At 52.8% G+C, this 12,816-nt stretch carries 8 protein-coding genes; 3 read left to right on the top strand and 5 right to left on the bottom strand.

Going from position 1 to position 12,816, the window contains the following annotated elements; translation table 11 throughout:
- Positions 1-29: 29 nt before the first annotated feature.
- The 3 genes from PMI30_RS05320 to PMI30_RS05330 all read left to right on the top strand — a co-directional run bounded on the left by PMI30_RS05320 (position 30) and on the right by PMI30_RS05330 (position 3,771).
- Positions 30-896 (top strand): IclR family transcriptional regulator, encoded by an 867-nt coding sequence (locus tag PMI30_RS05320; protein ID WP_008013407.1) that lies wholly within the window; start codon positions 30-32, stop codon positions 894-896.
- A gap of 57 nt (positions 897-953) precedes the next feature.
- On the top strand, positions 954-2,108 hold the full coding sequence (locus tag PMI30_RS05325) for an acyl-CoA dehydrogenase family protein (RefSeq protein ID WP_008013405.1): 1,155 nt from the start codon (positions 954-956) through the stop codon (positions 2,106-2,108).
- Between the two features lie 748 nt (positions 2,109-2,856).
- The gene (locus tag PMI30_RS05330; RefSeq protein WP_008013403.1) at positions 2,857-3,771 is read left to right on the top strand and encodes a hypothetical protein; all 915 of its coding nucleotides are present in this window, start codon (positions 2,857-2,859) and stop codon (positions 3,769-3,771) included.
- A gap of 592 nt (positions 3,772-4,363) precedes the next feature.
- Here PMI30_RS05330 and PMI30_RS05335 read toward each other — a convergent pair.
- The 5 genes from PMI30_RS05335 to PMI30_RS05355 form a co-directional block, all read right to left on the bottom strand.
- A complete protein-coding gene (locus tag PMI30_RS05335) occupies positions 4,364-6,799 on the bottom strand; it encodes a membrane-bound PQQ-dependent dehydrogenase, glucose/quinate/shikimate family (protein ID WP_008013401.1) in 2,436 nt (811 codons plus the stop codon).
- Between the two features lie 92 nt (positions 6,800-6,891).
- Positions 6,892-8,211 carry a carbohydrate porin gene (locus PMI30_RS05340; protein WP_008013400.1) on the bottom strand — a complete coding sequence of 440 codons (1,320 nt, stop codon included), beginning with the start codon at positions 8,209-8,211 and terminating at the stop codon, positions 6,892-6,894.
- A gap of 171 nt (positions 8,212-8,382) precedes the next feature.
- Positions 8,383-9,831, bottom strand: a complete 1,449-nt coding sequence (gene gabD / locus PMI30_RS05345) for an NADP-dependent succinate-semialdehyde dehydrogenase (RefSeq protein ID WP_008013399.1) — start codon at positions 9,829-9,831, stop codon at positions 8,383-8,385.
- Between the two features lie 90 nt (positions 9,832-9,921).
- Entirely contained in the window at positions 9,922-11,592 is a 1,671-nt protein-coding gene (locus PMI30_RS05350; protein WP_008013396.1) for a flavin-containing monooxygenase, read from the bottom strand.
- Between the two features lie 186 nt (positions 11,593-11,778).
- A complete protein-coding gene (locus tag PMI30_RS05355; protein WP_008013393.1) occupies positions 11,779-12,579 on the bottom strand; it encodes an SDR family NAD(P)-dependent oxidoreductase in 801 nt (266 codons plus the stop codon).
- Between the last annotated feature and the right edge of the window lie 237 nt (positions 12,580-12,816).

The raw sequence follows: 12,816 nt of genomic DNA, 5'->3' as shown, positions 1-12,816 counted from the left end.
CTTGATTTTTTCAAAAAAGGAAACCTAACATGCACCCCAAGGTGACGGAAGGTGATGAAGGCGGAATTGATGTCCACCAAAGTGATTTGGACATTTTGGAGAAGGGTGGTCTCGCTCCTGGTTTTTCTGGAACGGAGGAGGAGGGCGGGGGGCAGTTTGTAACTGCCTTGGCACGGGGCCTGGAGTTACTACGGTGCTTCACACCGAAGGAAAATGTACTGGGCAACCAGGAGCTGGCTAAAAAGACAGGTTTGCCTAAACCAACGGTCACGCGCTTGACCAATACATTGATGCGCCTGGGCTACCTCAGACGCGAGGTGCATTCAGGAAAGTATCAGTTGGACGTGGGTGTACTGGGTTTTGGGTACGGCTTGCTCTCAAATTTATCGATTCGGGCAGCTGCACACCCTTTGATGGAGCAGTTGGCCAACCACGCCAAAGCCGCAGTGGCTATGGCCGCGAGAGACAGGCTGCAGATGGTTTACCTGGACGTTGTTCAGGGGCAAGGAAACATGACGATGCGTCGCCAGATTGGTAGCTATCTGCCGTTGGCACAGAGCTCCGTTGGACGAGCTTGCTTAGCCGCGATGCCCGAAAATGAAAGGGAGTTTTTGCTTGATCACATCCGCCAGCGGGAGGGGGAGAATTGGGCAAGTTTGCGTAAGGGATTGGAGCGAGCCTTCAGAGATTACGCCGACTACGGGTATTGCTTGTCCATTGGCGAGTGGCATCGAGACGTTAACTCAGTCGCTGTGCCTTTAGTGCATCCGCAGTTCGGATTGCTGGCATTCAACTGCGGCGGGCCTAGCTTCCAGCTGTCTCGAGAAAAGCTTGAGGATGATATCGGGCCTCGCCTGATCAACATGGTTAACAATATCGGCGCCGCCGCTCCGTAGTGATGCGTGTCGCGGCAGTGCGCCTGGTCAGCCCGAATTGGGCAATGAGGAGTGCATATGATCCGCGACCCAGAAACGCTCACCCTTTTGTTGGACTCGATCCGCCAGTTTGTCGATCAGGAGTTGATCCCCCGTGAAAACGAGGTGGCGGAAACAGATGCCATTCCAGAAGACATCGTCCAGCAAATGAGAGATATGGGGCTGTTTGGTTTAACCATCCCTGAGGAATACGGTGGTCTCGGCGTTACCATGGAGGAGGAGGTCAATATCGCCTTCGAGCTTGGCCGCACGTCACCTGCATTTCGCTCCTACATCGGTACCAATAATGGTATCGGCTCCATCGGTATCCTCATTGATGGCACCGCTGAGCAAAAAGCACATTTCTTGCCCAAGCTGGCCAGCGGTGAACTGCTCAGCTCCTTCTGCCTGACCGAGCCGGATGCTGGATCTGATGCGGCGTCCCTGAAGACCACAGCCGTTCGTGATGGTGACAGCTATATCCTGAACGGTACCAAGCGCTTCATTACCAACGCTCCCGAAGCTGGCATTTTCACCGTCATGGCTCGCACCAACCCAGAGATCAAAGGTGCGGGCGGAATCAGTGCATTCGTAGTTGAGCGTGGTACTCCTGGTTTGACGCTCGGGAAACCCGATCACAAGATGGGGCAAAAGGGGGCTCATACCTGCGACGTAATTTTTGACAACGTGCGGGTACCCGCTACTCAGCTGATCGGTGGGGTAGAAGGTGTAGGCTTCAAGACGGCTATGAAGGTTCTAGACAAGGGGCGCCTCCACATTGCAGCGTTGAGTGTAGGTGCAGCTGATCGCATGCTTAATGACACATTGCGCTACGCCACCGAACGTAAGCAGTTTGGCAAGCCGATTGCTGAATTCCAATTGATCCAGGCGATGCTCGCGGACAGCAAAGCTGAAATCTATGCGGCCCGATGCATGGTTCTGGATGCAGCCCGTAGACGCGATGAGGGTCAAAACGTCAGTACAGAAGCGTCGTGCTCAAAGATGTTCGCTACGGAAATGTGTGGCCGCGTCGCTGATCGTTGCGTACAAATCCATGGAGGAGCGGGCTACGTCAGCGAGTACTCGATTGAGCGATTCTACCGAGATGTTCGCTTGTTCCGGATCTATGAGGGTACTACCCAAATTCAACAGGTCGTCATCGCACGAAACATGATTAAGGAATTTCAAGCGTAATCTGAAAATGTGCCGCGTTTGCCAAATTTCAGGCGCGACACAGCATCACTATGAAGTGTTTATAGGGGACGCTACGTTAGAAACGTAGAGTCCCCTTTTTCGTTTCTGGACGGATTGGCTGAAGACTCGTATCTGGTCTCATTTGTTGAATCGGGACACCGACACTCTAAGGGAGATAGGAGCACCCGGGATGTATGAATCTGCATTCGACTTGAGCAGTCATTTGCATCCGATATGACCAGCACACGTCGCGGCCATAACTGTCAGAGAACGACCTAATCCAGCCGGCCAGCACCGGCAGAAGCTGGCTGATTTCTGCCTCTGGTTAGGGGGAGCAGTCGACCCATAACTGCCGGTCAGCACAGGCAGTACATGGCAAAAACCGGACGTTTATCTGCCCAGCGATCGGAAAGCAGCCAGTGATAGCTCCTGTTGTACCGGCTAGAATGCTCCACCCACGTCTTCACTAACCAAGTACGAGGTCGAGGTAGCCCCTAAAGATATGCTGCAAAAAAGCTTGCTGGGAAAACACACCGGCTGCGATCTGACTCCATTCTCCTTTGTTCGCTTTTTGGGTGGCCAAACCTTACTCGGCGAGGAAATTGAGCTTTTTTCCAATCATCCATGCACCACCACATCTATAAAGTATCTGCGCTAAGTGATATTATTTTGATACTGCATCAACCTGGTTTTCGTCCCGGATTATGCTTATCTGAAAAAATAATTAAGACATAGATTACGGAAAAACATGGATATCTTAGAAGAAAATAATAAAACACTGGACGGTAATGAAAAGTTAGTTCCAATAAAGCCTAAGGAGATAGGTCAGGTTGATTCAGTGAAGTCTAAAAACAACCCAATCAACAACGAGAGCAGTCAATCTAGCACGCATATTAAACCGTATGACTTTAAGCCCGGCACAAATGACAATGCGCATGAACAAATCGAAAAAATCTATTCGAAATCTTTAAGTTCCGTAGTCTATAGAACAGACCGTGCTATACGAATTGATATTGATGACGAGCATAAGGATGCACTCGAAATTGGCAATCGGCACTATCGCCTTAGCATCAATTTGGCTCGCATCTATTCGTTACTTCCTGAAGACCTCTCAAGCACAGAGTCGATTAATAGACTTGTGGCTCGCGCCATAACTGCCAACGCAGCCGGTCTCCCTGATGATGCAAAACAAATACTTGCCCAAGCCGAAGATCGCCTGGTGAAATTGAAAACGATCCAAGGGCGCCTTCAATACACACTGAGTGCACTGACCCTGGTGTTGTTCGTATTTTTGATCTCTTTATGCAATGGACTAACCACTGCCCCAATATTATTCAATATTGTCTTGCTCGGAAGTCTCGGCGGCGTACTCTCGATCGCTCTAGGCTTTTCTTCTCTAGAGATCGACTTAGACGCCAGCGGAAAAGTCAACTGCTTGATTGGCTGCTCCCGAATACTGATTGCAATTGCCGCTTCAATTTTCTCTTATTTTGCGATTCAGACAGATGTGGCTTTTTCTTTTGTGGCCAAGGCTCCGAATAACTCAGGATTCTACATGATCGCCATGGTAGCTGGGTTTGCTGAAATGCTAGTTCCTAACATCATGAGCAACCTGATGAAGGAGGGAGGAGATAAAAAACAAAACTCGCCTGATCCTGCCTAACGGGAGCTTTCTTATAGTTAAACACTCCGTTCAACCCATGTCTCTAAGCGGGAAGCGATTACTCCCAAAAGAACGACGTGCTAGCAGCATTTTTGCGGTAGACCAGATTGGATCGATACTGCCCGTCACGACAGGCAGAAATCGATCTAACACTGTGAGCTTAACGGATTTAGAAACTCGGGGGGGGGGGATTGAGCTTTCTGAATTAATCACTCACCCAAATTAGACTATTTTTCTCTCTCACATCTTACTGATTATTCACCTCATGTGATCAAGATCAGAACCGGGTATTTGTAAGCTACAGCATTCCGCTTCTCTGAGGACGCAGCATAACCGTATCTCGTAACTGACCGCTTGTGGCCGTTCTCTGCCGGTCATTGTTACAAAGCCTACTGGTCAAATTGAATGCAAGCGGGTGGTCAAGTGGGGTGCAATTTCGCAAGGAGCGATCGCTACATCTCACGGGGATGTTTTGCAGTGCTTCGGCACGTAAAGACCCTGGCTAGGGAATTTACGTGCTTTGGTTTGAGCGCCTGGTTACCTAAGGTGCCGCCTTGCGAAAAGGCAAAGCGAGCACCATTCAAGAGTGCCTTCAATCATCCGCAGGAAGTGCGTAGGCGATGACATAGTCTCCTCGATCGGGAGAGTTACGTGAACCACCCGCGGAGATCACCACAAACTGTCGATTGGACTTGGGTGAAACGTAGGTCATCGGGGTCGCCTGTGCGCCAACTGGAAGACGCCCCTTCCAGAGTTCCTTACCCGTTTTGATGTCCATGGCTCTCAAGAAGTAATCTTGGGTCGCAGCATAGAAGACCAGGCCGGAAGCCGTATTCACAGCTCCTCCCAATGTGGGCATTCCCAAAGGGATGGGGAGGTGGGCCTTGACGTCGTTGACCACAGTATCTGCAATCGTGCCGGCCGGGCGTTGCCACACCAGTTTTTGGGTCTTCAGGTCAACCATGGAGAAGGTTCCCCATGGCGGCTCGTTGCAAGGAATTCCCAGCGGAGAATTCAGCGCAGAATGGTCGACAACATAGGGCGTTCCCTCCATTGGATAGATGCTGCCAACACCATGCCCGGGTTCCAGGTGGGATGGGTCTACCTGTTCGCGACTGATCAATTTCACGATCTGTGGCATACGGATGTCGTTGACGAAAAGATAGCCTTTCTCTTCATTGATGGAAGCACTGCCCCAGTTCATGCCGCCGTAGTAGCCTGGGTACAACAAGCTTGCGCTTGTTGTCGGCGCTGTGAACTCACCTTCGTAACGCAATTTACGGAATGCTATTCGACAGGCCAGTTGATCGAAGAAGGTAGCGCCCCACATGCGCTCTTCACTCAACGATTGGTTACCAATTGACGGCATTCCAGTGGAGTAGGGCTGGGTCTTGCTCACCCAGTCACCCTGTTGGTGCTCCTGGGGGACAGGCAGCTCCTGGACTTGGGTCAGTGGCTTGCCGTTTCGACGATCCAATACGAAGATTTGTCCCCGCTTTGTCAGCTGTACCAACGCAGGGGTCTTCCCGCCGGCGCCATCAGGTAGGTCGTATAAGGCTGGCTGCGACGGGACGTCATAGTCCCAAAGATCATGATGAGCAGTTTGGAACTTCCAGCGGACACGCCCGGTCGCCAGTTCTAGGGCCACTACAGCCGACGAAAACTCTTCAGCGGCTGGCGTGCGATGAGCACCCCAAAAGTCTGGTTCCTGGTTACCGGTGGGCACGTAAATCAGCCCAAGCGTTTCGTCAAACGAAGGGGTCGACCAGACATTCGGAGTACCGCGTGTGTAGGTCTCGCCCTCAGGTGGAAGCTTGGTGATCTCAGGATTACCCAAGTCCCATGCCCATACCAATTGCCCATTGTTGGCGTTAAAGGCACGAAGTACCCCAGAAGGTTCGTCTACAGCACGACCATCAAACACCCAGCCACCCACAATGATTAGATCCTGGACAACTGTAGGCGTCGAGGTGGGGAAGTAGTAAGCCTTCTTGATCTCACCCATGCCGATCTTGAGATCTACTGTTCCACCCGCTCCAAAGTCTTCACATGGCTTTCCAGTATCGGCGTCGACCTGCATGAGACGAGCATCAATAGTGGTCAGCACGACTCTGCGCGTACAGCGTGCATCTGCGCGCGCTGTGACGTTGCTGGGAGCCTTGGAGTTGGAAACTGCCGAAGGGGAGGGTGCGGTGAAGGGGTTGGCCACTGCCGCAGCATCGTAGTACGCGACACCGCGGCACCGGTTCCAGGTCTGAGTATCTGCAGGCTTTGGATCGAAACTCCATTTTTCTTTACCCGTGTCCGCATCCAATGCGAAGACTTTGTTCATTGGAGTGCATAGAAATAAAGTATCGCCGACCTGGATAGGCGTGTTCTGGTTCTCCGAAAACTTGTTGGCAGGATCGCCAGTTTGAAATGTCCAAGCTACTTTCAGTTCGTCTACGTTTTCACGGTTGATCTGGGTGGCTGGGGCAAAGCGCGTGCCTCGTGGCGTACGGCCATAGTATTGCCATGGCTCCCCCGGTTTGGGCTCAGCCGAAGTTGCCACTGGATCATCCGAGGTGTCGGTGGCCTCAACGGTTCCGTGGGGAGTGAACAGACTGTAGCCGCCCCAGGTGAGGCCGAGAGCGAAGACACCAGCCAAGATTCGACTGGTTACGATCTGTCTGCCATGGCTAACCAAAGGATGCGCCAGCGCCGCCAGCAAACCGATAACCATGAAGGGCGCCAGTCGAGGCACCAGTGGCCAAAACTGCAAGCCTGTTTCCCACAACGACCAAATGACTGTCGCCAGGAATACGAAGGCAAGAAGGTACGAGGCCGATGAGCTGCGACGCAGGTACAGAGCGGCTGATGTACACATGCCAACCCCAGCCAGCAAGTAGTACCAGGATCCCCCAAGGCTGATCAGGCGAATGCCTCCTAAAGCGAGTGCAAGACCGCTTAACCCGAGAAGCACGGTAAAGATCGCGAGCGCCAAATAGCGCCACGTAAGCCAAGATGGTGGGGCTTCAGAATTGTTCATAACAGTCCTTTTTCCTTGGTAATCCTCAGGCATGCGGGATCGCTAGCCTGAGGGGCATTCATTCGAGAGATAGGAGTTATTTAGCGGTCACGTCAGAATGAGGCCTGAATCTTCAAACCTGCGACCAAGGCGTTATCGACCTCATATACGCCGCCTGGGTGACGGACATATTGGAGGTTTGGGCGAATGGTCACCCAGTCGGTAAGGTGAACACCGTAGTACAACTCCATGTTGTACTCAGTACGTTGGATGGGCACGAAATTGGGGTCATCGTAACCGGCGATGCCGCTTACCGTGTTGAGTTGATTCTGTCGTTTGGAAACATCATCGTTTACATGGATCCTCGCAAAACCGAGCCCGATGTCGTCCTCAGGCCGGACATTGAAAGGGCCTTTATATACGACACCTATCTGCTGATAACTGTCGATGGGACTGGTCGCTTTATCAGGGAAGGTCAGGCTGGCAAAGATGGAGAGGCCACGGGTGGGATCGCCGTTGTGATGGGTCAGTTGTTGTTGAGCTATTACCCACCAGCCATGCTTGCTGCCGCGTGATTTGAAGGCTTGTCCGGTCAGCCCCTGAGGGTTTCCATTCGTATCCTCGTACACATCATTCGCACTCGCAGAGCTGTAGTAATACCCCAGACGATACTCACCAGCGAGCTTCTCGCTACCAAGGTTTGGACTCCATACTGCCTCTACTGGCAGTAGCATCCCTTGAGATCCACTACCGCTTAGCTTGAAGCCGTTTCCGGTCTCCAGGTAAGAGGGGTTTTGCTCGAAGGCACCAACCTGAAGCGCCAGATCATTTTGCATGTTGTATTTAAGTCGCAGGCCCCACTGACTCACCGGCCAGCTGTACCAGATATCTCCAACAACGTTACCAATTGGCGAACTACAGAATGAAAGGCTCTGGAAGTCACAAGGAAAGCTGTTGAAGTCTTCCTGGATCCCCATGCGTCCAATTTTCACATCCAGGGCGCTATCAAAAAACTTCTGGCGATACCACATCTGAGTGAGCCGCCAAGTTTGACCACGCCCCCAAACCTCCTGCACCGAACTGAGCTGACCAGTGCGGGGATCACTAACGCGATCATTAGACAAGTTGTTACCGTTTCGCTCGGTAATGGTCAGTTTGAAGTCAGCAGCATTCCAGCCGAAGATCTTCTGCAAATCCAGGTGCGTGCCCAACGCCCATTGGGCGGTGTAACGTGCCGTACTGTCGTGGTTGTAGCCACCATGCAGATTGGTTGCACCCTCACCGGTGTAATCAAGAGTGAAGTCGTACCCTTTGTCGAGGAGCTGACTTCTCGTACCACCCCAGTCCCCCGTTGCCCATGGGGATGCAGTAGCCGAGTTGATGATGCATGCAAAAATTCCCATGCCGAAAGGCAGTTGCCATTTCATGTTCATGTCGGTGAGTCCTTATTTTTATGATTTTCACGACACAGCGCTCTCCGTCCGGACAGCTGCCACACTGCAGCTCGGTTGCATTTGGAGAGGTCATTTGAATTTTGTATCTGAGGCAGTTGTTTCATCTGGCCGTGTAGCCAGATGAGGCATGCGCTCTAGCGGTTCGGACGTCTAAATGCCCGCCAGGCAGAGATACTTGATCTCCAGATAGTCCTCGATGCCGTATTTGGAGCCCTCGCGGCCGATACCGGACGCTTTGATACCTCCAAAGGGCGCTGCTTCGGAGCTGATGATTCCGGTGTTGACGCCAACTATTCCGTATTCCAAGTTCTCACTCACACGGAAGGCGCGACTTAGACTCGATGAATAGAAGTAGGCAGCGAGGCCGAATTCCGTATCATTTGCTCGACGGATAACATCAGCGTCTTCGAAGAAGCGGAACACCGGCGCCAGAGGGCCGAATGTTTCTTCTTTCGAAACTCGTGCGCTGTCCGGGACATCTACCAAAACAGTAGGTTTGAAGAAGTTTCCGCCCAGCTGATGCGGGCCTCCTCCTGCTAAGACGCGAGCACCTTTTTCTAGCGCATCGTCGATGTGTTCCTGCACCTTCGCGACCGCGTTGCCGTCGATCATCGGGCCAAGAACAACGCCGTCGCCGAAACCATCACCGATTTTCAAGTCATTCACTGCGGCAGCGAGTTTTCCAACGAAAGCCTCGTAAACCGAGTCGTGGACATACAGTCGATTGGTACAAACGCACGTTTGGCCTGCGTTGCGGAACTTGGAAGCGATAGCACCCTGTACCGCGGCATCCAGGTCGGCATCTTCAAACACGATGAAGGGGGCATTGCCGCCTAGTTCAAGTGACACCTTCTTGATGTCGTACGCGCACTTGGCCATGAGCTCACGACCAATTTCCGTCGAGCCGGTGAACGAAATCTTGCGCACAGTAGAATTACTTGTCAGTTCTTCCGCGATTTCAGCGGCAGCCCCGGTGACGACGGACAAGACGCCACGAGGAATGCCTGCGCGCTCAGCGAGTGCCACTAGCGCAAGCGCCGAGAAGGGTGTTTGAGAAGCAGGCTTGATGACCATAGTGCAGCCAGCAGCCAGCGCCGGGCCGGCTTTGCGTGTGATCATCGCGGAAGGGAAATTCCACGGAGTGATTGCTGCGCAAACGCCAATCGGTTGCTTGAGAACCATGAGTCGGCGATCGGTCTGCCCCGGAATGACGTCGCCGTAGATACGCTTGGCTTCTTCGGCATACCACTCGATATACGACGCACCGAAAACAATCTCGCCCTGAGCTTCAGACAGAGGTTTTCCTTGTTCAAGCGTCATGATGCGAGCTAAATCGATCTGGTTTTCGATGATCAGTTCATACCACCGACGCAGCTTTGCAGAGCGCTCCTTTGCCGAAAGTTCACGCCATGCGGGCAGCGCGCGTTCAGCCGCCTCAACAGCGCGACGCGTTTCATGGCGGCCCATTTTGGGAACATGTCCGATGGTGGCGCTGGTCGATGGGTTAACGACAGTGATCGTGTTGCCACTGTCTGCATGACACCATTCACCATCGATGTAGGCGTGCTCCCGAAACAGTTCCGGATTTTTGAGTTCCACTACTTAATCTCCAATTTTCTACAGGCACAAAAAACCTATCGGATCGGGCGTACTGACCATGCAGGCCAGTACCCTGATGATCTTTGATGGTTAGTGACGGCCTTGCTGTGCGTATTGGTTAGATGTTTTAACGGGTTTGAATTTGAAGCCGCGATAGTCTTCACGCTTCACGGAGTCAAGGATTTCCCTGAAGGCCCCGAGCCCACCCATGTAGAAGTAAACGGAGTTGGGTTTACCCGGGATGTTCGCTCCGAAGATCCAGGAGTCGGTCTTGGCGAACAGCGTCTGGTTGGCAATTTCGCAGCAGGTCTCGCTCCATTCCTGTTCCTTGCCGTCGACTGGTTCCACACACGCCAGCTCGTTTTCTTCCATGAACCCGATTAGGTCTGAAACCCACTCCACTTCCGTTTCGATGGTTGGAGGAAGATTGGTGAAAGGGCCATTTGGGCCGAGAATCATGAACATGTTGGGGAATTTGGTAGTAGACACTGCCAAGTAGCTGGATGGGCCATCCTTCCAATGATCCTTGATGCTCTGGCCATTTCGGCCGCGAATATCGATGCGCTTGTAGTTACCGTCGACTGCATCGAAGCCCGTGGCGAAGATCAGAACGTCCAGCTCATGCTCAACACCATCGGCGGTACGAATGCCCTTGCTGGTGATCTCATCAATAGGGTTGGCTTTGACATCCACCAGCGAGACGTTTTCACGATTGAAGGTTGCGTAGTAACCGCTGTCACACAGCGGACGCTTGGCATAAAGCTCGCTTGGCTGGAGCTTGCGCGCTGTTTCGGGATCCTTGACGATCTCCGCGATTTTGGAGCGAACGAAGTCTTGAGCTGCAATGTTGGCTTGTTCGTCGACAGCAATATCGCCGAATGTCTCAAACATGAAGCGGAACCCGCCACCGATGTCCCAAGCGCTCTGGAAGATATTCTGACGCTCCTCGGCAGAGACGCTCATGGTTGGTACGACGCTTTCTTCGAAGCCCATGGCCAAGCGCGAGTCTCTGACCTGCTTCCAGATAGCATCGTAGTTACGTTTGACGTCATCGATCGTCTCACGGCTCAGCGGGCCATTTCCAACAGGCACGGTGTACTGTGCTGATCGCTGGAAAACAGTCAGGTGCCCGACTACGGGTGCGATTGCGGTGATCACTTGGCAGCCTGTAGAGCCAGTGCCGATGACCCCAACACGCTTGCCTTCAAGAGCTGCATCTTCTGGCCAGTTTGCGGTGTGATACTTCTGCCCTTGGAACTGGTCGAGGCCTTTGATATTAGGGATGTTGGTAGCCGAGAGCAGGCCAAGCGCAGTTACGAGGTACTTGGCGCTGTAGTGATGACCGTCGTCGGTGTTTACCAGCCAGCAGCTGTTTTCCTCATCAAACTCTGCTGAGGAAATAGCAGTCTCGAGCTGGATGTCTTTGCCCAGGTCGTGTCGGTCGACGACATGATTCATGTAGGAGAGAATCTGCGGCTGGGTCAGGTAACGGGTTGTGATGTTCCACTCCTGACATAACTCGCGATCCCATGAGAAGCAGTAGACAAACGACTCGCTATCCGAGAGCGCCCCTGGGTAACGATTCCAGTACCAGGTGCCTCCCACGCCGGCGGCTTTATCGAAAGCTCTCACTTTGAGGCCCAATTCATCGCGCAGCTTTTTCAGCATATAAATCCCGCCGAAGCCTGCGCCGATGATGATCGCATCGTAGTGGATGGTATCGCTTCTAAGGGAGCGTTTTGCGAGAACGGAAGTTGTCATTATTGTCTCCTGATAGGCTGCCTCGATTCCTGCTGCTTTAAATGAGTTGGCAGGAAATTCAGGCAAGCAAATGCCCTTTCTCTCGATTGAGCGACGAGAAAAAATGCGTTTACGAATGAGGGGTTTCAGCGCTCTAGCAAATGATGTTTGCAACCATCATCTGCACGCTGGACTGGCCAGGTTGCTTTACAGAGAGAAACCGCCATCTACAGCGATGGCCTGGCCGGTTACGTGAGGCGCACAAGCGAGGTAAACCGCCAGCTGACCCATGTCTTCGACCGTTTGAGCCTCTCCCTGTGGAAGTAGGGTTGACTGGTGGCGCTCCCAAGATTGCTCTTCAGTCTCACCAGGGTTGCTCCATCGTGCAGACAGGCCTTGCTCACCCCGCCACATGCCGGTGCCGACCACACCGGGGCAGAGAGCATTGACAGTGATACCGTTGCGTGCGACCTCTTTGGCAAACGCATTGGTAAAGCCGATGACGGCGAACTTTGAGGCGCTGTAGTGGGCGAGATCAGGGAAGCCGACTTTGCCCGCGATTGAGGCGATGTTAATGATGCGACCGGCCTGTTGCTCGAGCATTAGGCGAACCTCCGCCTGGCAGCAAAGGAACACACCCCGGGCGTTGATGTTCATGATGCGATCCCAGTCGTGTACTGGTAGCTCGGCAACGCTGCCGATACTAACTACCCCAGCATTGTTCACCGCCACGTCCAGTCGCCCCAATTGGGCCTTAACCTGGGACATCATCGCGGTCACGCTTTCAGGATTACTCACATCGACCTGCAACGAGATCGCGCGGCGGCCGAGGGCTTGAATTTTGGCCGCGGCTTCTTCTGCAATGCCGAGGTCATAATCAGCGACCGCCACATCAGCGCCAGCGTTGGCCAGGCTCAATGCAATACCTTGGCCGATGCCACGACCGGCACCGGTCACCAAAGCGATTTTGCCGGCCAAGGAAAAATCGAGAGAAGTCTTATGGCTCATGTCCTGCCTCTTCTTGTTGTTTGAGATGCGTTCACCGTAAGCGGGACGCTGATAAGAAGAGAGCAAGTCGGATGCCAAGTTCTTGTTTATAGAGTAACTATATGATTTATATATATATTTATTGATTTCATGATTTTTTATAACCAGCGTGTTGAGACATCATGTTTCTAGGAGCCTGAGCGACTCTGCGAAAATTGAGATGTTATGTCTCAGCACTGTGGCTCGGATGGATAAGGC

Source organism: Pseudomonas sp. GM50 (assembly GCF_000282375.1).
Lineage (GTDB): Bacteria > Pseudomonadota > Gammaproteobacteria > Pseudomonadales > Pseudomonadaceae > Aquipseudomonas.
Note: the sequence above shows the minus strand (reverse complement) of the source record. Positions and strands in the feature narration are given on the sequence as shown.